This window comes from uncultured Cohaesibacter sp. (genome assembly GCF_963556055.3).
Taxonomy (GTDB): domain Bacteria; phylum Pseudomonadota; class Alphaproteobacteria; order Rhizobiales; family Cohaesibacteraceae; genus Cohaesibacter.
In genome coordinates this window covers 1-21,280 of the sequence record NZ_CAUVYE020000015.1, presented here as the reverse complement: position 1 = coordinate 21,280, position 21,280 = coordinate 1, and the positions used below count along the sequence as shown (strand labels likewise).

Below are 21,280 nucleotides of genomic sequence, written 5' to 3'. Positions count from 1 at the left end.
GAAGGTGCGATGGAGGCTCAAGATTTTCTCTTCTGGATGGAACGGGTCGGTATCAAAACCGGACTGGATCTTGAAAAGACACTTGGTTGGAGTCGTGTGACAGCTCAGAAGAATCTGGCAGCGGCAAAATCCGGCGAACTGGTCACCCTAAAGGTGGTCGATGAGCTCGCCATGAGCGCCATTGCGCAGGGTCTTAAAAAGTGGAGCGATTACGACCGGTAGGTCAGGCTTGGGCCCGTCTTGGACATTGCACACCTCACCAGAAATGAAAAAGGGCGCAAAATGTTGCGCCCTCTGTTTTTGTGACCGCCTGTGTCCCAGCCCTCTTTGCCCGGTGGCACCAGCCCCTTGACGATATCGCCAGAAGGGTGAGCCGCGGCAAGGCCGCTTGATCAGGAAAAGGCGGGAATGATGGTCTCGCCATATTCGGCGATGATCTGCTCTTCCTTGCCATTGTCCAGATAGATGTTGAACTGGGTCACCCCGGCATTTTTCAGGATTTTCAGCTTGGAGATATGCTCCTCGGCGGATCCCAGAACGCTGAAGCCTTCGATGATTTCGTCGGTGATGAAATCGAGATAGGGATTATCGCTCTGGCCATGTTTGGAATAGTCATAGCCTTTGCGATCCTTGATATAGGCGGTGAGCGCAGGGGGGATGTCATCCCGCTCGGTGCCATATTTCTCGACGATATCGGCAACATGGTTGCCCACCATCGCCGGGAACCAGCGGGTGGCCGCGATGCACTCTTCCTTGGAGCCGAAATAGGCAGGCGCGGCAGACATGACCTTGAAGTCTGACATGTCACGTCCAGCCTTTTTGCCTTCTTCAATGGCGGTGTCAGCAAGCCATTTGACGATGCTTGGTTCGGCAATTTGCAGGATCAGGCCATCGCCTACGCGGCCGGCAGAGCTCAGGGCTTTGGGGCCATAGGCAGCGACCCAGACCGGCAGCTCATAGCCTTCGGCCCAAGGGAATTTGACTGGCTCGGGGCATTCGCCATATTGAGCCTCTTCACCGCGTACCAATGCTTTGACCACATGGGTGAATTCTTCAAGACGCTTGAGCGGAGCAGGCTTCATACCCATCACGCGCACGGCGCTGTCACCACGGCCAAGGCCGATATCAAAGCGCCCTTCGGACTGTTTGGCCAGCGAGCCGAACATCGAGGCCGCCAGCGACCAGTCACGGGTGTTGGGGTTGGTCACACACGGGCCAAAGCGCATCTTGCTGGTATGCTCCATGCACATGGCCATCGCCATGTAGCTTTCGCGCCAAAGAATGTGACTGTCATAGAACCAGCAGTGGGTAAAGCCGGCATTTTCGGCCTGACGCACCAGAGCCCGCGCCCGCTTGGGTTCTACAAAGCCTTTAAAGCAAATTGCAAAGTCCATCTCTCTCTCCAGGGTTTCGGTGATTTGATTGTTTGTTTTGGTGTTATCAGTGGTCTGGTGCCCAGATTTTTATGCCGGCATGGCTGAAAGGCACCTGTTTGGAAATGTTGGTCCGGATCAGGATCGGTGTTATGGCCTCGATGCAGCGGGCCGCCTCGGCGTCCCCCGCATTGTAGGGTGTGACGCCCAGCGCCTTGACGAGGCCCATCACCTTCTTGCGCGCCTCCAGGCTGTTGCCACAAACCAGAATGTCGCAATTGATCGCCCAATCCAGCCGGTTGAGGGTCGTTGCCGACACATTGTGAAGGGCGCCGATGACCGGAATGTCCGGGCCGAGCAGGGCCTGAGCCGCCTCTGTGGCAGAGCCTTCGGGCGGCATGTCGACCTTTTTGGGGTCGCCTTCCTTGAGAGGCACCACGATATCGACAAGGATCTTGCCTTCGAGCAGTGGTTTGATCGCGGCCAGCGTCTTGTTATGGCCCGAAAAGGGAACGGCCAGAAGGACCATTTCGTCAGCCGCCTTCACCGCTTCTTCATTGCCAAGTCCGGTGATGGTGGCAGCATCCTCTCCCAATTTTGCATTGAGCGCCGCGCCGATTTCGGCCGCACGGGCCGGATCACGGGAGCCAAGAGCCACCGGTATGCCTGCTTTTGCAAAGCGAAGGGTAAGACCCTGACCCTGAGGGCCGGTTCCGCCGATAATTGCGATTGTCATTTGAACATATCCTCTTTCTGGACTCTCAATAGGTCTCGTGCACTGCTTTGGGTCGGGGCCCAGTCGAGCCCGCGAAACAGGACGACCGGGGTTTTTGCTGCCTTGCGCACCACAAGGCCGGATGCCGCCGCCAGCTCATCTGCAAAGGCCGCTTCGGTGACCATCATCGGGCGACCCCAGGCGTCCACCTTGTCATGGTCCTTGAGGGTGGCCGGAACATCAGAAAGGCCGATGGCCACATTCACCTGACCGATACGCCAGGGCCGGCCAAAGGTATCCGTCATCACCACACCGACCCGGCAGCCAAAGCGCGCCTCAAGGGCAAGCTGCATGTCCCTCGCGCTCTTGTCCGGGTCCGGCGGTAGGGTCATCACCGCTTCATCCTGTTCAAAATTGCTTTCGTCCACCGCTGCATTGGCTGAAATGAAGCCAAGCCGGTGGCGACAAATCATGGTGCCGCTTTCCTTGCCGGGATGACGAAAGGCCCGCACGACTTCGGTGCTTTCCCGAAGCACCACCTCGATCTTGCGCGCATCCTTGTTAAGCTCATCGGCATAGCGCAATGCTTCCTCTGAGGGCGTAACAGAGGATAGCGGAATGATGCAGCCTTCTGCTTTGGAAAAGACCTTCTGGGCAACGCAAAGAATATCGCCTTCTTGCGGAGCGAGATCGCACGCAAGGAGACAGTCGCCGATAATGCGGGCGAGATCGTCACCATGTTCGATATCAGGCACATTCGGGATGGCGGTAATCGCAAGATTGGTCATCATCATGCCTCACTCCAGAACCGCTCGCCGGGGCGCAGGCTCTGCAAATAGTGCAGATCGATCAGCGTATCCACATCACGCCGCAAGCTCGACAGGGGCAGGACCACGGTCAATAGCTCCGCATCGATGCAAGCGCGATAATGATGGTGAAAGGATTTCTCCCCATAGGCGAAGGCAATCGGGCAGGGCAGCGGCACCAAAAGGGCATTGGTCCCAAGATCCACGGACGGACAAATGACGGCATCCTTGCTGTGCGAAGGATAATCGAGCAGCTGCGCAAGGTCGCACGGTTTTGGATCGGCAAGATCTCCGGGCAGAATGCAGAGGAAATCGTAACCGTCTTCACTGGCCATACTGGCTGCAAGCTCAAGCGAGGCATTGAGGCCCTTTGCCCCGGTGTCATCAATCCACTTCAAACCTTGCGCGTCAGCCAGCGTCTTGATAGTGGGGCTCGATGAGATTACCGCTATATCAATCGATCTCTGCGGCAGGCGCTCTGTGGCGACCTTGGCGCAGGCAACGACATCAAGGAAAAGCAGGATTGCAAGCTCGGCCCGCTGCCGAGACGTCAGCGCAAGACAGAGACGACTTTTGGCCTCGCGCGGATCCTTCATCGGGATCGCCAGAAGAATTTTCTGAGACTGCACGCTCATTCTGCCCCTCCCTCGCATGAGGCTGACAGAGCCCAGTCCATCACCTGACGGGCAAGCCGCTTTTTGTCCTCCGCGTCCTTCATCAGAATGTCGCAGCTTGGCGCCTTGATGCCCAAAGCTTCGATGTCACCAACAAGAGCCTTGTCCTGATCATCGATCACCAGTATGTCGATGAGACCCTGATATTGCTCGGCAACGCCAAGGCTGTCGGCTCTGAGGCCAAGAGAGGCCATGACCTTTGCGGCTGGCCCCTTGACGACCTTGCCCGCAATGAAGGGGCTGACACCGATCTTATGAGCTGATGACGCCTTGAGAGCCTCTGTCATGCCCGGTATGGCAAGGATCGGCGCAATGCTGAGCACAGGATTTGAGGGGGCCACGACAATAATTTCGGCCAAGGCGAGGGCCTCAAGCGCCTCATCGGTGGGGGTCGCCTTCGACGCGCCCACATAATGCAGAGCGCTGACGTCAGGCTTGCATTGCTCGCGTACGAAATAATCCTGAAAGCCAAGCTCGCCGATATCGGTTTCAAGCCTGGTCTGGACGATATCATCCGTGGGCAGAAGTATCTTTGGGCCCACTCCAAAGGCTCGAGCCACATCTGCCGCAATATCGGACGGACGGTCCCCTTGCCCGCGCCGCATGGTGCGGTAGATGTGAAGGCCGAAATCCCGGTCGCCCAGAAACATCCAGGTATCCTCACCCAGTGTCTTGAGCACATCAAGCGCCCGGTTTCCTTCATCGGCCACGCCCCAGCCCTTGCTCCGGTCGATGAGACCGGCAAGGCTATAGGTCAGTGTATCGATATCCGGTGACACCCACAGATCATGAAAGGCATCGTCATCGGCGACATTGCCGATGATCGTCAGATCGATATCGTCAAGGGCGGCGAGCCCTTCGGCCATTTTCGCCCCTCCGACACCACCGGCCAGCAAAGTCACGCGGGTCTTTTGCACCTCGCTCATTCAGCGGCCTCCATTTTGGCCGCAGCGACCGGAACCATCTCGAGAAAATCGAGCGGATCAGCTCCGGCCCGGTCGATGAGAGGCGCCAGAGGCACCGGATCGTGATGCTCATAGGTTTCCAGAATGCGATAGTCGCTCGCACGCTTGGCAGGCACCCGGCCTGATGCACGAATGATCTGCACCAGCTCGTAGGCCGTGATTTCCTGTCCGTGATCAGCTCCGGCTGAGCGCGAAATGCTCTCTTCCATCAGTGTGCCGCCAAGATCGTTGGCTCCGCGTGACAGCATCGCCATGGCATGGGCAGGCCCGAGCTTGGTCCATGACACCTGAATATTGTCGATCCAGCCATGCAGCATGATCCGCGCCACCGCATGCATCTTGTCGATTTCATCGAGGCTCGGCCCCTTGCGCACCTTGCCCGGATAGCTGGTGTAGAGCTCGGTTCCTTCATGCTGGAAGGAGAGGGGGACAAATTCGGTAAAGCCGCCGGTCTCCTTCTGGATGGAGCGGATGAGGTCGATATGGGCGGCCCAATGTTCCGGCGCATCGATATGACCATACATGATGGTCGATGTCGTCTTGATGCCGACCTCATGTGCGGTGCGGACGATCTCGATCCATTTCTCGGTGGTCAGTTTGTCCTTGGTCAGCTGCTTGCGGATCTCGGTGTCGAGAATTTCGGCGGCCGTGCCGGGCATGGTGCCAAGACCGGCATCCTTGAGCCTTTGCAGGAAGTCGCGATAGGGCATCCGGCTTTTCGTCGCACCATACCAGACCTCATAGGGCGAGAAGGCATGCAGATGCATGTCTGGCAGCTCCGCCTTGATCGCCTTGCACAGATCTTCATAATAGGAGCCGGGAAGCTTCGGGTGCAGCCCGCCCTGAATGCAGACCTCGGTCGCACCACGATCCCAGGCCTCGTGACACCGGCGCACCACCTCTTCCACCGAATGCCATACCGCATCCACATCCTCGGCACGCTTGGCAAAATTGCAGAATTTGCAGCCCATATAGCAGATGTTGGTGAAATTGATATTCCTGTTGACCGCAAAGGTCACCAGATCGCCCTTTGCCCGTTGGCGCAAAAGATCGGCGGTATGATAGATCGCGGTCTTGTCGGCTTTGCCATTTTCCTTGAAAAGAACAACGGCTTCGCTCTGGTTGATCTCCTCACCTGACAGGGCCTTGTCGAGGATCGCACGCACATGCGGGCTGGTCGTGGTGGCTTCAGGGGCAGGACCCGGAACCGGGGCAATATCAAAAGTGTCAGTCATGCGATGTTGTCTCCTTCAGCCAAGTGACGTTGATCGCTTGCCAGCCCCTCATGGGAGGCCATGGCAGCGACGCGGGCGGACAGACCGGGGGACAGAAAGCCCGATCCCGCTTTGAGAAAGGTGGGATATATGGTGAGGCGCTCGGAAAGCGTGAAACCGGCATCCGTGCAAGCGCTGGCCAACTGGTCGATTTGTGGCCAGGCATGCTGTGGATTGATGAAATCGATGGTAACGGGCGAGATGCCGCCCCAATCATTGATGCCCGCCGCGAGATAGGCGATATGCCGCTCGCTGAGATTGGGCGGAGCCTGAAGGCTGATGTCGGGCGAGAGAATGATGCGAGCCGTTGCTATGGTTCTCAGCATATCCTCAAGATCGGGCTCAGGATGGTTGGCCATGGCGATGTCCGGTTTACGCTGGAAATTCTGTATGATGACTTCCTGAATATGGCCATGGCGCTTGTGGCTCTCGTTGATTGCCTGCAAGGCCTCGATCCGCTCGGCAAAGGTTTCTCCGATGCCGATCAACAGGCCAGTGGTGAAGGCCACCTGATTTTGTCCTGCGCGTTCCAGCGTGCGCAGGCGCTGCAAGGGCACCTTGTCCGGACAGGCATAATGGGGTTGACCCTTTTGCGTGAGGCGTCTTGAAATGGTTTCCAGCATCATGCCCATGGAGGCCGCGTGGGGGCGCAAGGTCTTGAGTTCATCATCGCTGAGCGTGCCCGCATTGACATGGGGCAGCAGCGAGGTTTCCTCAAGCACCAGCGCGCACATGTCAGCCAGATAGTCAGTCATGCGCTCATAGCCCAGAAGGGCGAGCGCCTTGCGCGCTTTGTCGTATCGTAGCTCGGGTTTTTCACCGAGGCTGAAGAGCAATTCCTTGCAGCCCTGTTCTTCGCCCTTGCGAGCGGTCGCCAGAACCTGCTCGGGGGTCATGATCCGCGCTTCGGGATCATCCGGATGCTTGACAAAGGTACAATAGCTGCAAGTGTCCCGGCACATGTTGGTGAGCGGCACGAAGGCCTTGCGCGAATAGGTGATACGCTTGCCCCAATGGCTATCCCGGATGGCGCTGGCCCGTTGCATCAAACCCTCGAGCGGCGCTTCCTCGAACCGGCAAGTCTCTTGTGCAACGGCAAAGGCCTCGGCTACACCGGAATGCCCGGTGGTATGATCAGTCTCGAACAGTGTTTCGTCCAACATGGTCAACTCTTCCAAATGCTCGCGTATTTGCCAATTTGCTGTTGCATCACTTCGGTTTTGCCGGAATTCCGTGTGTTCTGAAGGCCGTCACGGCAGCGATCGCCAGATACAGCTTCCCCGTTGCGAGACTTTTGAAAAAGCCGCGCCGATCAGGGTCTTCATGCCTTGGATTCCGCTCGTCTCCGGCGATCTGGCCCGAAGCCGGACCGCCGGTGTCTTCCTCGAGGTTGGATTGCGCCCGGAATAACCAGGAACCGGGCGCAATACCGGACCTGTTCTATTTCAGAGCAGCATCCGTGATCTTGAGGGTATAGGCACCTTCAGGAGCCTTGGTGATTACTGGCGAGGAACCGCCGCTCATCAGGGTTTTGACGGTGCGTTCATAGTCGGCAAGATCAAGTGCGCCGTTGGACCCGGCGGTCAGCTTGGCGATCTCGCCCATCATGCGCTTCTGGTGCTTTTCGGTCTGGGCACCGGTTTCGTCATATTCCAGAACAATGTCCGCTGCTTCATCCGGATTGGTTTCGGCATATTTCCAGCCTTTCATGGATGCGCGAACGAAGCGAACCAGTTTGTCGACTTCGGCCTCGTCAGCCAGCTTGTCTTCCAGCACATAGAGGCCGTCTTCCAGCGTGGCAACGCCCTGATCTTCATATTTGAAGGTGATCAGATCGTCTGCGCTGATACCGGCATCGATAACCTGCCAATATTCGTTATAGGTCATGGTCGAGATGCAGGCGGCCTGTTTCTGGAGCAGCGGATCAACGTTGAAGCCCTGTTTCAGGACGGTTACGCCTTTGTCGCCACCTTCGGTCGGAACGCCAAGGATGCTCATCCAGCTCAGGAACGGATATTCGTTGCCAAAGAACCAGACGCCGAGGGTTTTGCCGGGGAAATCTTCCGGGCTCTTGACGCCGCTTTCCTTGAGGCAGGTCAGCATCATGCCAGATGATTTGAAAGGCTGGGCGATATTGACCAGAGGCAGACCTTTTTCGCGAGCGGCCAGAGCTGATGGCATCCAGTCGACGACGACATCGGCACCACCGCCTGCCAGAATCTGGGTCGGAGCAATGTCCGGGCCGCCCGGTTTGATGGTGACATCAAGATCTTCTTCTTCATAGAAGCCTTTTTCCAGAGCGACATAGTAACCGGCAAACTGAGCCTGGGTCACCCACTTGAGCTGGAGGGTGAAGGCATCAGCGGCAAAAGCCGAGCCCGCAGTAAACAGGGAAGCGGCAATGACAGCCCCTGAAGCAACGTATTTGAATGTCTTGATCATATGTGGATCCCTATGGTTTGCTTAGACAAGGTGATGCTATTTATTGTCGTTTTGTTGAGGTCTTTTTTAGCCTCTTTGAGATGGGTGCCAGAAGGTCACCCCTTTTTCGATCGCGGCAACAGCGCCGTAAAATACGGACCCTGCGATAGCCGCTACCGTGATTTCGGCCCAAACCATGTCGAGGCCGAGTTTTCCAACTTCTGTGGAAATGCGAAATCCCATCCCAACGATGGGAGAGCCGAAAAACTCAGCGACAATCGCGCCGATAAGGGCTGAGGTCGTCGAGATTTTAAGGCCGTTGAAAATGAAAGGCATGGCTGCCGGCAACCGCAGTTTCACAAGCGTGTCGCGATAGCTGGCGGCATAGGTCTTCATCAGGTCACGCTGCATGTGATCCGTTGCCGAAAGGCCTTGCACGGTATTCACCAACATCGGGAAGAAGACCATGATGACAACCACCGCTGCCTTTGACTGCCAGTCAAAGCCGAACCACATCACCAGAATCGGTGCGATACCGACGATGGGCAGTGCCGCCACGAAGTTGCCAACCGGCAAAAGGCCCAATTGCAGGAAGGGCACCCGGTCGATGAGGATCGCGGTGAGAAAGGCCGCGCCGCAGCCCATGATATAGCCGGTCAGAGCCCCCTTGACGAAGGTCTGGAAGAAATCTGCCCAGAGAATGCCGGTCGAGCTGGCGAGTTTGGTGGCAATGACCGAAGGAGAGGGCAGAATCACCATCGGAATATTCAGCCCTCTTACAAGAAGCTCCCACACGATGAAGATCGTCACACCAAAGATGAAAGGTACCAGAAAGCGCACCAGCAACGTTTTGTGAGCGGAGGAGCGCGACAGCATCACATTCACATAGGAAGCCGCAATCCAGATGGCAAAGGCAATCAATAGAAGGGTCATCGGATCATCCCCATTCTCTTCAAGACGGTTTTCTCGGTTGCCCCGACGATGGCCACAAGGCTCGCGGCAAGGATGGCGGCGGCGAACAGGGCGGCCCACATCTGAATCGTCTGGCCATAGTATGAGCCGGTCAGCAGGCGGGCCCCCAACCCGCGAATGGCCCCGGTTGGCAACTCGCCGACGATGGTTCCGACCAGCGACGCGGCAATACCCACCTTCATGGAGGTGAAGAGATAAGGCACAGAGGACGGCAGCCGCAGCTTGAAAAAGGCGTCGCTCTTGGAGGCGTTATAGGTCTTGAGCAGATCAAGTTGCATGTGATCGGGCGAGCGCAGCCCCTTGACCATGCCCACAAGCACTGGGAAAAAACTCAGATAGGCCGAGATGATCGCCTTGGGGATGAGTCCCTGAATGCCGACAGAATTCAGCACGACGATGATCATCGGTGCAATGGCGAGGATCGGCACCGTCTGGGAAGCGATGGCCCAGGGCATGACGCTCATATCCATGGCGCGGATATAGATGATCCCGACCGAGAGCAGAATGCCCAGAAGAGTGCCCACCGCAAAGCCGAGCAAAGTGGCTTCAAGCGTGATCCAGCCATGGAAAATCAGCGACCGTTTCGAGGTCACCTTTTTCATGACAGTCGTGCCCCAAAGTTCCTTGACCACCTGATGCGGGGCGGGCAGGACAGGGCGTTCCTGGCTCCATGTATCTTTAACAAGCTCGGAGAAGGACAGCTCCACCTTGGCGCGGGCGGCCTGATCGTAGGCCCATTTGGCATTCATTTTCACCGCAGCGGCATACCAGAGCGCCACAATGACCAGAACAACCGTGCAAATGGCAAACAACTTACGCATTGTCTGCTCCGTTGTCTCCGTGCCCGGCGCGCAAGCCTTCGCGCACCCGGTGGGCAATATCGATGAATTCCTTGCTGTCGCGAATGGATAACGGGCGTTCCTTTGGCAATGTGCTTTCAATCACATCGGTGATGCGGCCCGGACGCGGGCTCATCACCACGATTTTCGTCGACAGATAAACGGCTTCCGGGATGGAGTGGGTCACAAAGCCGATGGTCTTTCCGGTGCTCGCCCAGAGCTTGAGCAATTGCTCGTTGAGATGGTCACGCACGATCTCGTCAAGGGCGCCGAATGGCTCGTCCATCAAAAGGATGTCGGCATCGAATGACAGGGCGCGGGCAATCGAGGCACGCTGCTGCATGCCGCCTGACAATTGCCATGGAAACTTGTTGCCAAAGCCTTCCAGATCAACAAGCTTCAAGACCTTCTCGACCCGCTTGTTCTGTTCTGCCTTGGTAAAGCCCATGATCTCGAGCGGCAGCTTGATGTTTTTCGCGATGGTGCGCCAGGGATAGAGACCGGCGGCCTGAAAGACATAGCCATAGGCGCGATCCTGACGCGCCATTTCCGGTGTCGTTCCATTGACAGTCAATTCTCCGGACGTGGGGTGCTCAAGAGCCGCAATAGCTCGCAGAAACGTTGTTTTGCCACAGCCCGAAGGTCCGATGAAACTGACAAAGTCGCCCTTGTCGATTTGCAGATTGACATCCTTGAGCGCGTGAACCGGCCCGTCATTGGTCTGGAACGTCAGACACAAGTCCTTGGCTGAGACCACATGGAAGTCGTGATGCATCATGGTTTGTTGTTCCCGTAAAGCTGTAACACTGTTGTTGTCTTGATGATCTGCGGATTGCACCAGTGAAATCCGCAGATCTGTCTGTCAGACCTATACGCCGGAAGCCGGAATGCCCTTGCGTTCGATCGGACGTGGAGAGACCAGTTCCTTCCAGGTTGAAAGCGCCTTATTGACGGCTCCGTAAGGTTGGCGGGCAACGAATTTGCCGTGGCTTTCCTCGGCCTTCAATGTGCTCTCTTCGACCACAACCTTGCCGCGGGACAAGGTGAAGCGCGGCAGGCCAGTGACCTGTTTGCCTTCAAAGACGCTATAGTCGATGGTGGAAACCTGCGTAGCGGCGCTGATGGTCTTGGACAATGTCGGATCCCAGACCACAATATCGGCGTCGGAGCCGACGAGGATGGCTCCCTTTTTGGGATACATGTTGAGGATCTTGGCGATATTGGTCGAGGTCACCGCAACAAATTCATTCATTGTCAGACGACCGGTGCCCACACCATGGGTCCAGAGCATTGGCAGGCGATCTTCAAGGCCGCCGGTGCCATTCGGGATCTTGGTGAAATCGCTGAAGCCATAGCGTTTCTGGTCAGTGGTAAAGGCGCAATGGTCCGTTGCCACGCAAGACAGGGATCCTGCCTGCAATCCGGCCCACAAGCTGTCCTGATGCTGCTTGTTGCGGAACGGAGGGCTCATCACCCGGCGGGCTGCGTGATCCCAGTCCTTGTCGAAATATTCGCTTTCATCAAGGGTCAGATGCTGGATCAGCGGCTCACCATAAACGCGCATGCCTTTCTGGCGGGCGCGGCGAATGGCTTCGTGGCTCTGCTCGCACGAGGTATGAACCACATAAAGCGGCACACCGGCCATATCGGCGATCATGATGGCACGGTTGGTGGCTTCCCCTTCCACTTCCGGCGGGCGGGAATAGGCGTGTGCCTCTGGGCCTGTGTTGCCATCGGCCAGCAGTTTGGCGGACATGGAGGCAACCACATCGCCATTTTCTGCATGGACCAGCGGCATGGCACCCAGCTCTGAGCAACGTTGGAAGGAGGCAAACAGCTCGTCATCATTGACCATCAAGGATCCCTTATAGGCAAGGAAATGCTTGAAGGTGTTGATGCCTTTTTCCTGAACGACGGTCTTCATCTCATTGAAAACCTGCTCGCCCCACCATGTGATGGCCATATGGAAGGAATAGTCGCAGGTGGCCAAAGTGGATTTGTTATCCCAGCGCATCAGCGCATCCATCAGGCTCTGGCCGGGGTCCGGCAGACAGAAGTCGACGACCATGGTCGTCCCACCCGCAACGGCGGCGCGGGTGCCCGATGCAAAATCATCGGACGAATAGGTGCCCATGAAAGGCATTTCCAGATGCACATGGGGGTCGATGCCGCCGGGCATGACATAGCAGCCCGTTGCATCAAGTGTCTCATCGCCCGACAGGTTCGGACCGATTTCGATGATGACGCCATCTTCGATTTTGACGTCGGCTTGGTAAGTCAGATCGGCGGTGACAATGGTGCCGCCTTTGATCACAGTGCTCATGTTGCTGTTCCCAGTTTTTCGCGTAAATCGCGAATTCGCGTCTTTGGTGATTGCTAAGGGTCGGATCTTATGGGGCTTTTTGCCCTCTCTCTTGTTCTGGAGACCCGACCTCCATTCGCGTCTTCTGACAGCTTTACTCAACGATCTCCGCTGTTTCCAAAACCGCCTGCAACAGAACGTCTGCCCCCGCTGTTGCCCAGCTTTGTGAGATGTCCTCGGCTTCATTATGCGAGAGCCCATCAACGCACGGGCACATGATCATGGTCGTTGGAGCGACACGTGCTGCCCAGCAGGCGTCATGGCCTGCACCGGACACCAGATCCATGTGCGAATAGCCAAGATCAATCGCCGCATTGCGCACCCGCTCGACAAGGGTCGGATCAAAGGTGACCGGATCGAACTGGCCGACCTGTTCCACCGAACAGCCTACGCCCAGCTCTTCACAGATCTTGGCTGCGCGTTCCTTGATGCTGTCGCGCATGTTGTTGAGCTTCTCCGGATCGACGGTACGGATATCGACCGTAAAGATCACGGTGCCGGGCAAAACATTGCGGGAATTGGGGCTGAAGGTCACCTGTCCGACGCCACCCACGGCATTTGGCTGGGCGGCCATGGTGACCTCCTGGACCATCTCGAAAATCCGCGCCATGGCGAGACCGGCATTGACACGCATGGCCATTGGAGTGGAGCCGGTATGGGCTTCCTTGCCCGCGAGAGTGAATTCAAGCCACCACAGACCCTGGCAATGGGTGACAACGCCGATTTCCTTGTTTTCCGCTTCAAGGATAGGGCCCTGTTCGATGTGATATTCGAAATAGGCGTGCATCTTGCGCGCACCGACTTCCTCATCGCCCACCCAGTCGATGCGCTTGAGCTCATCGCCGTAGGTCATGCCTTCAAGATCCTGACGGTTATAGGCATAATCGAGCGTATGGATGCCGGCAAACACGCCGGACGCCAGCATCGGCGGCGAGAAGCGGGCACCTTCTTCATTGGCCCAGTTGGTCACGACAATCGGATGTTTGGTCTTGATGTCCGCATCATTGAGGGTGCGAACCAGTTCCAGAGCACTCAAGACCCCGAGCACACCGTCATATTTGCCGCCCGTTGGTTGGGTATCGAGATGGGAGCCGACATAGACGGGCAGGGCGTCCGGATCGGTGCCCGGACGGGTCATGAACATGGTGCCCATCTTGTCGACACCCATGGACAGGCCAGCCTCATCGCACCAGCTCTTGAACAGGGCGCGTCCTTCTGCGTCCTCGTCGGTCAGCGTCTGGCGATTGTTCCCGCCAGCAATGCCGGGTCCGATTTTCGCCATATCCATGATGGACTGCCAAAGGCGGTCTGAATCAATGCGAAGATTTTTCTTCATCTGTCTGTTCCCTGTCTTTCCTCTGGAAGCGCCCGGCCTTTCTGGCTCATTTGGTTTGGCGCTTGATGCAATAAATGTGCCCGATCCTGGCTAGAACACTCCCTAACTTGGGAAGGTGAAACTTGCCCCTTGCGAAATGCCCTCTGGCCAGCGGGTCGTGGTGGTTTTCAATCGGGTGTAGAAATGGACAGCCTCGGGGCCATAAATGCCGTGAGATCCAAAGGCCGAGCGCTTCCATCCACCGAAGGAATGGAAGGCTACCGGCACCGGAATCGGCACATTGACGCCAACCATGCCGACCTCGATGCCCATCGAGAATTTGCGGGCTGCGTCGCCATTGCGTGTAAAAATCGCTGTGCCATTGCCATATTCATGCTCATTGATAAGCTCAACAGCACTGTCGAAAGTCTGAGGCTCAAGCACCGAAAGGACCGGTCCGAAAATCTCGGTTTTGTAGATATCCATGTCGGGGCGCACCTTGTCGAACAGGGAGCCGCCCAAAAAATAGCCATTCTCATAGCCTTGCAGCGAGAAGTCGCGGCCATCGACCACAAGCTCGGCTCCCTGCTCAACACCGCTGTCGATGAGGCTGACAATGCGGTTCTTCGCCTCGGCGGTGATCACCGGACCCATTTCGGCGCTGCTGTCGCTGGATGGTCCGATCTTGAGCGCCTCGACCTTTGGCTTGAGCGCATCGACAAGGCGCGTCGCGGTGTCCTCGCCAATGGGAACCGCAACAGAAACGGCCATGCAGCGTTCGCCTGCGGAGCCATAACCGGCCCCCATGAGGGCATCGGCGGCCTGATCCATATCCGCGTCCGGCATGATGATCATGTGGTTCTTGGCACCACCAAGCGCCTGCACGCGCTTGGCGCTGTCCGTGCCGCGACGATAGACATATTCCGCGATCGGGGTGGAGCCGACGAAGCTCACCGCCTTGATGTCGGGATGATCGAGCAGAGTGTCGACGGCGCTCTTGTCACCATGGACGACATTGAGAATACCGGCAGGAAGACCGGCTTCAAGCAGCAATTCACTCACAAACAGGGCCGCAGACGGATCCCGCTCGGACGGCTTCAGCACAAAGCTGTTGCCACAGGCAATCGCCATCGGGAACATCCACATTGGCACCATCGCCGGGAAGTTGAAAGGCGTGATGCCCGCAACAACGCCAAGCGGCTGGCGTTCGGAATGGGTGTCGATGCCCGGTCCGACATTGCGGGAGAATTCGCCCTTGAGTAATTCCGGAGCGGCTGAGGCAAATTCGACCACCTCCAACGCACGGGCGACTTCGCCCAGCGCATCATCATGGGTCTTGCCATGTTCGCGGCTGATCTCGCGGGCGACATCATCGGCCCGTTCGCGTAAAAGCGCCGCGAAGGTGAACATCACCCGAGCCCGTTTGGCCGGGCTGGTTGCGCCCCATGCTGGCTGGGCCGCCTTGGCAACCGCAACCGCAGCATTGACCTCGTCTTTGCTCGACAGGCCAACCGTGCCGATCTGTTCGCCGGTTGCTGGGTTGAAAATGGCGCTTTCCCAGCCCGAAGTGGAGGCAACGGCCTCGCCATTGATGAGATTCTTTACCAGATACATGGCTCAGTCGAGCTCCTTGATAATGCTTGAAAGCGTGTCAAATATTTGATCTATTTGCGATTTTTCGATGATTAGCGGCGGTGATAGCGCAATGATGTCGCCGGTCGTGCGAATGAGCAGTCCCGCGTCGTAAGCCTTGAGGAAAGCTGAGAATGCCCGTTTGGTCGGCTCGCCTGCGATGGGCTCCAGCTCGATGGCTCCGATAAGCCCAAGGTTGCGCAGATCCTTGACCAGCGGCAGCCCCTTGAGGCTGTGAAGGCCATCTTCCCAATAGGAAGCCAGGGCGTTGGCCCGTTCAAACAAGCCTTCTTCCTTGTAGGTCTCAAGCGTCGCGATGCCTGCGGCAGAGGCCATCGGATTGCCCGAATAGGTGTAGCCGTGGAACAGCTCGATCACATGCTCGGGACCTGTCATGAAGGCATCGTGAATCTTGGCCGTCGCCAACACCGCGCCCATTGGAATAACGCCATTGGTCAGGCCCTTGGCGCAGGTTATAAGGTCGGGCATGACGCCGAAATAGTCAGCCGCGAAAGGCGCACCAAGGCGGCCAAAGCCGGTGATGACTTCATCAAAAATCAACAGGATGCCATGCTGCTCGGTGATTGCACGCAGGCGCTCGAGATAGCCCTTGGGTGGGATGAGGACGCCAGTGGAGCCCGAGACCGGTTCGACAATCACCGCGGCGATGGTTTCCGGCCCGTGCAGCGCGATGATGCGCAACAATTCATCAGCCAGATCCGCGCCATGTTCGGGTTGTCCGCGCACAAAACTGTTCTGCTCTGGCAGATGGGTTGCGGGCAGATGGTCAACGCCGGTCAGCAGCGAGCCGAACATGCGGCGGTTGCTGACGATACCGCCGACCGAAATGCCGCCGAAATTGACGCCGTGATAGCCGCGCTCGCGCCCGATCAGGCGGGTGCGCTGTCCTTCGCCTCTGGCATGGTGATAGGCAAGGGCGATCTTGAGCGCCGTTTCGACCGACTCCGATCCTGAATTGGTGAAAAACACATGCTCGAACGGCTCCGGCGCCATGTCGCGCACCATGCTTGCCAACTCGAACGCCTTGGGGTGGCCCATCTGAAAAGCGGGCGCATAATCCAGCTCGTCTGCCTGCGCCTTGATCGCTTCTGTTATCTTGGGTCGCTTGTGCCCGGCATTGCAGCACCACAGCCCCGCCGTTCCGTCCAGAATCGTACGATTGTCGGACGTTTTGTAATGCATGCCTTCGGCTGAAACAAACATGCGCGGCGCAGATTTGAACTGCCGATTAGCCGTAAATGGCATCCAGAAAGCTGACAAATCATTTTGCATTTTTCTCTCCTCGTGGCACATTTTTTTTGCCAAATGCGCCTTTCGTGTTAAGAACGATTACACCGCCTGCACGATCGGTCAATAATTTATCCGCACGATCGGTCAGAAAATTTGATGGATGCATTTCATTAGGGCAAGTGCTTAAAATTCAGCCGGTGGTTGGAATAAAAAACAGACGCTTTTTGTTGATGAAGCCAAGCTATCAACAGGGTCGGCCCAAGACTAAAGCGCGAAATTTGAAGTAAGCGGTGCTGTTGCACTGCAAAAGAAATACGGGATCTCTTATGGAAGCCTCACAGTTCTCAAAGCAGCAATTAAACAGAGAAAAGAATATTGAAAAGATCCTGACCGCCGCCGAGATCGTCTTTGCCGAATATGGCTATCGAGGGGCTTCCATAAGCAAAATCGCCGATGAAGCAGGGCTGCCCAAGTCCAATATTGTCTATTATTTCTCGACCAAGGAGCAGCTCTATCGCACCGTGGTGGAGGATATTTTCAATGTCTGGCGAGCTGCGGCGGACGAAATCCATGACCATGCCGACCCGGAAACCGCTCTCGGTGCCTATATCGACACAAAGCTCGAGCTGGCTCGCACCAGACCCTATGGCTCCAAGGTCTGGGCCAATGAGATCATTCAAGGGGCGCCCATCGTTCACGATTATCTGGAAACGGAATTGCGCTCATGGACCGAAGAGCGGGTCGCGGTAATTGAGAATTGGGTCAAGGAAGGCAAGATACGCCCGGTCAGTGGCCGTCATCTGCTGTTTGCCATTTGGGCAACGACCCAGCATTACGCCGACTTCAAGCACCAGATTTCGACCATCAACGAAGGCAGTGAACTCACTGAGCACCAGTGGGAAGAAACCAAGCAAGCGGTCAAGGCACTGCTGCTGTTCGGGATCTGCAAAAACGGCAAGCACTAAGAAGCCTGCTGTCACAGATCGATGTTCCCGATATTTTCTAGAGGGGCCTGATGTCTTTGAAGCTGTTTGATGTCTCGTCTTTGGAGGAGGCTGGGCTCACTCGGACCATCGCTCATGAGGGATCAGGTATGGCGGGTCGCGCAGGGGGCAACGCCACAGGCTTCAGCCATGAGCCGTTTCACTGACGATATCCTTGTGCTCGGCAATTTCCTTGCGTTCGGCGATCTCTTTGCGCCAGCGCCCCGCCTCGAACGCTTTTTCCGCCAGCATGGTCTTGCGTCGATGCTGATAGGTGCGAGCGGCCTGCCGGGTCAGATAGTAGAAAAACAGGGCGAAGGCCAGACCGATGGGAATGCCCCCTACCGCCATGATCTTTATGACCGGAAAAATCGACGATAGCGAATGTGACATCAAGGTATGCTTGAGGGCGTGGGCGCTCTGATGAACCATGGGCTCACCCAGAATGAGGCAACCGGTCGTATAGGTCGCCATCCAGATGAAGGGAAAGCTCAACGGGTTGCCAATCGCCGTGCCGACCGCCGCTGCGAGCAGATTGCCACCAATCAGAAAGGCAATTGTCCAGGCAATGAAGAAATGAAATCCGAGAAAGGGTGTAAACGAAGCGAAGACGCCAGCTGCCACCCCGGCCGCAATTGCATAGGGCGAGCGGTAAGCCGCAGAACCCGTTTGATATAATAAAGGCCAGAGCGTTTCCAGCTGCGACGTGGCCAAAGAAACACACGCAGTCTTTCCATGCTATTGGGTTTGTTCTTGCGGCCAAAAATCAAGGTTCGCTCTTTCTTGTTTTCCCAAATAACGAAATGTCATGGAGCAGTTGGGGATCCGCACTGAAGCTAATGATCCGACGCAGCCTTCACACTATCACACAATTTCTTTATTTTTTGCCCTCGAAGAGAATTATTTCAAAATTTGAACGAGTCATGGTTACGCCAATGGAACCGCGACGAAAAGTCCCAATCTTGCAAAAACTGGCTTATCAAATAGTGGGTGATCGTTCAACGTCACTTTTGAGAATAGCAAGGCTGCGTTATGAAAGGTGGTGTGGGGAAGGAATGTCGTGATCATTTGGGCAAACCCTTGAGAAAACTGACAAGATCTGTCAAGAATCGGCCAAACCACCTATCAAGATGATAAGGCGCTGCGATTTTGGATTATTTCAACAAAGGCGAAAGCTCCGGGCAATCCGCATTCCGAGCGATCCGCGATTGGCTTTTCTATCCCATTGTCCGCCCCCTGGCGTCTCTGGGCGTAACGCCAACCATGATCAGCCTGCTTGGGGGCCTGTTTGCTGCAATCGCCGTTGCCATACCGGGCCAGCATTGGCCATGGGTCGCGGCCGGATTTGGCCTTTACATCCTGATGGATGGGCTTGATGGGCCATTGGCCAGGATAACAAATGCCGAAAGCCAGGGCGGTTCGCTTGTCGACATCATCATGGATCAGTTCGGCGTATTTCTGGTCACCATCGGCGCGATCCACTGGCTGGGGGCAAATCCGGCCCTCAATATCCTGTTTGCTTTCTTCTATGCCCATACCATCTATTTGATGGTCGTCTGCAATCTGCTCAAATTGCAGCTTCCCTTGATCGTCCGGGTCAAGTATTTCTATTTCGCGATCTACATTGCATCGCTCTATCTGCATCAGAGCCTGTTTTTGGACGTCTTTTCGGCAATCTTTCTGGTCTACTATATTGGCTATTTCCTGTTTCTGTTCCGCACGATTTTCCGCCATTTGAAATAATGTGAAAGACGCCGCGGCAAAATGGAGGTGGCCACGAAGCGATTTTGGGAGTCAAAACCGAATTATGTGGATTGGTGCCGCGCCGCTTGCTAGACTTGGCCAACAAATGAGGCCCCTCTGAACAGAAAAATGCCTCAAATGGGTGTCACTCGAATAAACAATGGAAGCTTTTGTAACATCGCAAGCTTTTGAATAATCTGACACAGCCAGATAGATGTGAATTGACGTCTTCTTGCCATGGATATGAGGAATGGGCCTGAATGGGTGTGATTGAACCACAGGATGCTTTTGCAATCGACATGCATTTTCATGCCAATGTCTTTCGACGCTCCAATGCCAAAAGACGCAGGATTTCTCTTGCCTTGTCCAAGACAGTCATGCATCTGGATGGCCTTTGTTCAACAGAACACGCCTACAAGGATCCAATTGAAGCCTATGACTTTCTAGATGCCATGGTTCGGCACCATGGATTGAAGACCTGGGTCATTCCGGGTCTTGAAAATATCTCGAAGGAAGGGGTCGAGGTCATTCAACTTTTTCCGACCCGCAAGGCGCTTGTCGATGCGGTGGAAAAGGCTCCGGCTTTTTCCTGGTCCATCCATGATGTTCATGCCTTGCGTCGGAATGATGGCATCCTTGTCTTGCCGCACCCTTTTTCGCCCAGCAATACCGGCATCGTGACCGGAATAGGCCTTGAGAAAACACGAAGCCTGTTGCAGCATTTCGACTATATCGAGATGTCAAACGGTTCGTTTCTGGAGGTTCCGATCGAGATGCTGCCGGCCACACGCTTCAAGGAACGGATAGCGAAGACCACGCAGTTTCCCTCTGGCCTTGTTCCCGCAGGTGTTGGGCAATGTTACGGCTCGGATGCACATCGGCCCGAGGATCTCAACTTGTTCAGTCTGCTGAAAAAGGGCAGAAACGAGAGCATGTTCGAAACTCTGAGCAGGCCGCAAAAACTCAAGCCGATCTATCGCAGCATGGATGACATGCAGGCCGGATACAAGATCACGCGATCCCTTCTGACGTCCAGCATCGAATATATGCAGAAGCAGGACTACAAGCTTTCCTCTTCCGGCTTCAAGGCGAGCGGAGAACGCAGATCCCTCTCAAAATTCGCAAGAGACTTGTTCGTCGACTGATCAGAGCCATGACTGATTGGTGCCATGACTGATCTGTGCCATGACGGACCAAATAAAAAACCCGGCAAGATATCTCGCCGGGTTCGCCCTTCATGACTTGGTGTCACGAAGACATTCAAAGGTTCCTGTCACGAATGAACGGTTGACCGGGTGCCGGTTGACACCCGGACAGCTCAATCGATCTTATTTCAGGTCTTCAAGAATTTCAGTCAAACCAGCATGAATTTCTTCAGCTGCTTCGTCTGCGCTCATTTCGCCATAAGCGAGCATTTCGATGGTATCACCATAGAGTTCAACAACTTTCGGATGGTCGAAGAATGGTGAAATGGCCGGACCGGTTGCGTCCAGAACCAACTGGTGAGCTTTCATCAGCTCAGGCTCGATAGCGTTTGCGTCCTGAAGAACTTTCAGAGCAGCTTTCGAAGCCGGGATACCGCGAGTGGTGCCCAGGATTTCGACAGCGCCTTTGTCGGTCAACAGGCAGTTGACAACTTCAGCAGCCGCTTTCTGGTTCTTGGAGTTCTTGGAGATCGAGAACAGCATGGATGGTTTGCGGAACACACCATCGTTGGTCGCGTCAGCATTTTTCAGAATTGGTGTTGGGATCAATTCTGCATCTTCATTCATAGGATCTGCAATTTTGTGGTAAGTGGTATCCCACTGGTAGGTACCAGCGATGTGACCATCTGCCCATGCAGGGTTTTCGTGCAGTGGCATGTTGGCGCCAGCAGCAGCGACAGTTTTCCAAGGAACGATGACGCCTTTTTCAGTGAAACGCTGATACAGTTCCAGACCTTCTTTGAAGTCTGC

The 21,280-nt window shown here is 55.8% G+C and carries 20 protein-coding genes and 1 pseudogene; 4 read left to right on the top strand and 17 right to left on the bottom strand.

The genetic code is table 11. The annotated features are described in order from the left end of the window. Nucleotides 1–9 precede the first annotated feature (9 nt). The gene (locus ACHZB8_RS12830) at nucleotides 10–222 is read left to right on the top strand and encodes a hypothetical protein (RefSeq protein ID WP_316860887.1); all 213 of its coding nucleotides are present in this window, start codon (nucleotides 10–12) and stop codon (nucleotides 220–222) included. Between the two features lie 170 nt (nucleotides 223–392). Here the strand turns inward: ACHZB8_RS12830 and ACHZB8_RS12825 are convergent, their stop codons facing one another. From ACHZB8_RS12825 to ACHZB8_RS12755, 15 genes are all read right to left on the bottom strand, one after another. After that, nucleotides 393–1,394: a TIGR03842 family LLM class F420-dependent oxidoreductase gene (locus tag ACHZB8_RS12825; RefSeq protein ID WP_316860885.1), complete on the bottom strand. Its 1,002-nt coding sequence runs from the start codon at nucleotides 1,392–1,394 to the stop codon at nucleotides 393–395. 46 nt (nucleotides 1,395–1,440) lie between these two features. Then, on the bottom strand, nucleotides 1,441–2,109 hold the full coding sequence (gene npdG, locus ACHZB8_RS12820) for an NADPH-dependent F420 reductase (protein WP_316860883.1): 669 nt from the start codon (nucleotides 2,107–2,109) through the stop codon (nucleotides 1,441–1,443). Beyond that, the gene (gene cofE / locus ACHZB8_RS12815; protein WP_316860881.1) at nucleotides 2,106–2,882 is read right to left on the bottom strand and encodes a coenzyme F420-0:L-glutamate ligase; all 777 of its coding nucleotides are present in this window, start codon (nucleotides 2,880–2,882) and stop codon (nucleotides 2,106–2,108) included. Before cofE ends, npdG begins: the two co-directional genes overlap by 4 nt. Beyond that, entirely contained in the window at nucleotides 2,879–3,529 is a 651-nt protein-coding gene (gene cofC, locus ACHZB8_RS12810; RefSeq protein WP_316860879.1) for a 2-phospho-L-lactate guanylyltransferase, read from the bottom strand. Before cofC ends, cofE begins: the two co-directional genes overlap by 4 nt. Beyond that, the gene (gene cofD / locus ACHZB8_RS12805; RefSeq protein WP_316860878.1) at nucleotides 3,526–4,494 is read right to left on the bottom strand and encodes a 2-phospho-L-lactate transferase; all 969 of its coding nucleotides are present in this window, start codon (nucleotides 4,492–4,494) and stop codon (nucleotides 3,526–3,528) included. The genes cofC and cofD overlap by 4 nt, the downstream gene beginning before the upstream one ends. Next, nucleotides 4,491–5,768 carry a 5-amino-6-(D-ribitylamino)uracil--L-tyrosine 4-hydroxyphenyl transferase CofH gene (cofH, locus tag ACHZB8_RS12800; RefSeq protein ID WP_316860877.1) on the bottom strand — a complete coding sequence of 426 codons (1,278 nt, stop codon included), beginning with the start codon at nucleotides 5,766–5,768 and terminating at the stop codon, nucleotides 4,491–4,493. The genes cofD and cofH overlap by 4 nt, the downstream gene beginning before the upstream one ends. Continuing rightward, entirely contained in the window at nucleotides 5,765–6,970 is a 1,206-nt protein-coding gene (cofG, locus tag ACHZB8_RS12795; RefSeq protein WP_316860876.1) for a 7,8-didemethyl-8-hydroxy-5-deazariboflavin synthase CofG, read from the bottom strand. Before cofG ends, cofH begins: the two co-directional genes overlap by 4 nt. A 277-nt stretch (nucleotides 6,971–7,247) precedes the next feature. Continuing rightward, complete coding sequence (locus ACHZB8_RS12790; protein WP_316860873.1) at nucleotides 7,248–8,249, bottom strand: ABC transporter substrate-binding protein; 1,002 nt, start codon at nucleotides 8,247–8,249, stop codon at nucleotides 7,248–7,250. A 66-nt stretch (nucleotides 8,250–8,315) separates the two neighbouring features. Further along, complete coding sequence (locus ACHZB8_RS12785; RefSeq protein WP_394706191.1) at nucleotides 8,316–9,161, bottom strand: ABC transporter permease; 846 nt, start codon at nucleotides 9,159–9,161, stop codon at nucleotides 8,316–8,318. Next, nucleotides 9,158–10,021 carry an ABC transporter permease gene (locus tag ACHZB8_RS12780; protein ID WP_316860872.1) on the bottom strand — a complete coding sequence of 288 codons (864 nt, stop codon included), beginning with the start codon at nucleotides 10,019–10,021 and terminating at the stop codon, nucleotides 9,158–9,160. Before ACHZB8_RS12780 ends, ACHZB8_RS12785 begins: the two co-directional genes overlap by 4 nt. Continuing rightward, nucleotides 10,014–10,817, bottom strand: a complete 804-nt coding sequence (locus tag ACHZB8_RS12775; protein WP_316860871.1) for an ABC transporter ATP-binding protein — start codon at nucleotides 10,815–10,817, stop codon at nucleotides 10,014–10,016. Before ACHZB8_RS12775 ends, ACHZB8_RS12780 begins: the two co-directional genes overlap by 8 nt. Nucleotides 10,818–10,907: 90 nt before the next feature. Beyond that, nucleotides 10,908–12,362, bottom strand: a complete 1,455-nt coding sequence (gene hydA / locus ACHZB8_RS12770; RefSeq protein ID WP_316860869.1) for a dihydropyrimidinase — start codon at nucleotides 12,360–12,362, stop codon at nucleotides 10,908–10,910. 133 nt (nucleotides 12,363–12,495) lie between these two features. After that, nucleotides 12,496–13,737, bottom strand: a complete 1,242-nt coding sequence (locus ACHZB8_RS12765; protein ID WP_316860868.1) for a Zn-dependent hydrolase — start codon at nucleotides 13,735–13,737, stop codon at nucleotides 12,496–12,498. Nucleotides 13,738–13,839: 102 nt separating this feature from the next. Next, entirely contained in the window at nucleotides 13,840–15,330 is a 1,491-nt protein-coding gene (locus ACHZB8_RS12760) for a CoA-acylating methylmalonate-semialdehyde dehydrogenase (RefSeq protein ID WP_316860866.1), read from the bottom strand. A gap of 3 nt (nucleotides 15,331–15,333) precedes the next feature. Continuing rightward, a complete protein-coding gene (locus tag ACHZB8_RS12755; RefSeq protein ID WP_394706190.1) occupies nucleotides 15,334–16,662 on the bottom strand; it encodes an aspartate aminotransferase family protein in 1,329 nt (442 codons plus the stop codon). Nucleotides 16,663–16,925: 263 nt separating this feature from the next. Between ACHZB8_RS12755 and ACHZB8_RS12750 the strand changes: the two genes are divergently transcribed. After that, nucleotides 16,926–17,564: a TetR family transcriptional regulator C-terminal domain-containing protein gene (locus tag ACHZB8_RS12750; RefSeq protein WP_316860864.1), complete on the top strand. Its 639-nt coding sequence runs from the start codon at nucleotides 16,926–16,928 to the stop codon at nucleotides 17,562–17,564. Nucleotides 17,565–17,726: 162 nt separating this feature from the next. Here the strand turns inward: ACHZB8_RS12750 and ACHZB8_RS12745 are convergent, their stop codons facing one another. After that, on the bottom strand, nucleotides 17,727–18,206 hold the full coding sequence (locus tag ACHZB8_RS12745; protein WP_316860862.1) for a DUF2062 domain-containing protein: 480 nt from the start codon (nucleotides 18,204–18,206) through the stop codon (nucleotides 17,727–17,729). Nucleotides 18,207–18,731: 525 nt separating this feature from the next. On the opposite strand from ACHZB8_RS12745, the gene ACHZB8_RS12740 reads away from it, so the two are divergent. Together ACHZB8_RS12740 and ACHZB8_RS12735 are read left to right on the top strand one after the other, a co-directional pair. Then, nucleotides 18,732–19,325 carry a CDP-alcohol phosphatidyltransferase family protein gene (locus ACHZB8_RS12740; protein ID WP_316860860.1) on the top strand — a complete coding sequence of 198 codons (594 nt, stop codon included), beginning with the start codon at nucleotides 18,732–18,734 and terminating at the stop codon, nucleotides 19,323–19,325. 260 nt (nucleotides 19,326–19,585) lie between these two features. Then, entirely contained in the window at nucleotides 19,586–20,470 is an 885-nt protein-coding gene (locus ACHZB8_RS12735) for a hypothetical protein (protein WP_316860858.1), read from the top strand. A 183-nt stretch (nucleotides 20,471–20,653) separates the two neighbouring features. Here the strand turns inward: ACHZB8_RS12735 and ACHZB8_RS12730 are convergent. Further along, a pseudogene (locus ACHZB8_RS12730) lies at nucleotides 20,654–21,280 on the bottom strand (carbohydrate ABC transporter substrate-binding protein); the annotation flags it as partial.

Coding starts and splice junctions, on each gene's coding strand:
- ACHZB8_RS12830 (WP_316860887.1), top strand. CDS start 10: ATGGAGGCTCAAGATTTTCTCTTCTGGATGGAACGGGTCGGTATCAAA.
- ACHZB8_RS12825 (WP_316860885.1), bottom strand. CDS start 1,394: ATGGACTTTGCAATTTGCTTTAAAGGCTTTGTAGAACCCAAGCGGGCG.
- npdG (WP_316860883.1), bottom strand. CDS start 2,109: ATGACAATCGCAATTATCGGCGGAACCGGCCCTCAGGGTCAGGGTCTT.
- cofE (WP_316860881.1), bottom strand. CDS start 2,882: ATGATGATGACCAATCTTGCGATTACCGCCATCCCGAATGTGCCTGAT.
- cofC (WP_316860879.1), bottom strand. CDS start 3,529: ATGAGCGTGCAGTCTCAGAAAATTCTTCTGGCGATCCCGATGAAGGAT.
- cofD (WP_316860878.1), bottom strand. CDS start 4,494: ATGAGCGAGGTGCAAAAGACCCGCGTGACTTTGCTGGCCGGTGGTGTC.
- cofH (WP_316860877.1), bottom strand. CDS start 5,768: ATGACTGACACTTTTGATATTGCCCCGGTTCCGGGTCCTGCCCCTGAA.
- cofG (WP_316860876.1), bottom strand. CDS start 6,970: ATGTTGGACGAAACACTGTTCGAGACTGATCATACCACCGGGCATTCC.
- ACHZB8_RS12790 (WP_316860873.1), bottom strand. CDS start 8,249: ATGATCAAGACATTCAAATACGTTGCTTCAGGGGCTGTCATTGCCGCT.
- ACHZB8_RS12785 (WP_394706191.1), bottom strand. CDS start 9,161: ATGACCCTTCTATTGATTGCCTTTGCCATCTGGATTGCGGCTTCCTAT.
- ACHZB8_RS12780 (WP_316860872.1), bottom strand. CDS start 10,021: ATGCGTAAGTTGTTTGCCATTTGCACGGTTGTTCTGGTCATTGTGGCG.
- ACHZB8_RS12775 (WP_316860871.1), bottom strand. CDS start 10,817: ATGATGCATCACGACTTCCATGTGGTCTCAGCCAAGGACTTGTGTCTG.
- hydA (WP_316860869.1), bottom strand. CDS start 12,362: ATGAGCACTGTGATCAAAGGCGGCACCATTGTCACCGCCGATCTGACT.
- ACHZB8_RS12765 (WP_316860868.1), bottom strand. CDS start 13,737: ATGAAGAAAAATCTTCGCATTGATTCAGACCGCCTTTGGCAGTCCATC.
- ACHZB8_RS12760 (WP_316860866.1), bottom strand. CDS start 15,330: ATGTATCTGGTAAAGAATCTCATCAATGGCGAGGCCGTTGCCTCCACT.
- ACHZB8_RS12755 (WP_394706190.1), bottom strand. CDS start 16,662: ATGTGCCACGAGGAGAGAAAAATGCAAAATGATTTGTCAGCTTTCTGG.
- ACHZB8_RS12750 (WP_316860864.1), top strand. CDS start 16,926: ATGGAAGCCTCACAGTTCTCAAAGCAGCAATTAAACAGAGAAAAGAAT.
- ACHZB8_RS12735 (WP_316860858.1), top strand. CDS start 19,586: ATGGGTGTGATTGAACCACAGGATGCTTTTGCAATCGACATGCATTTT.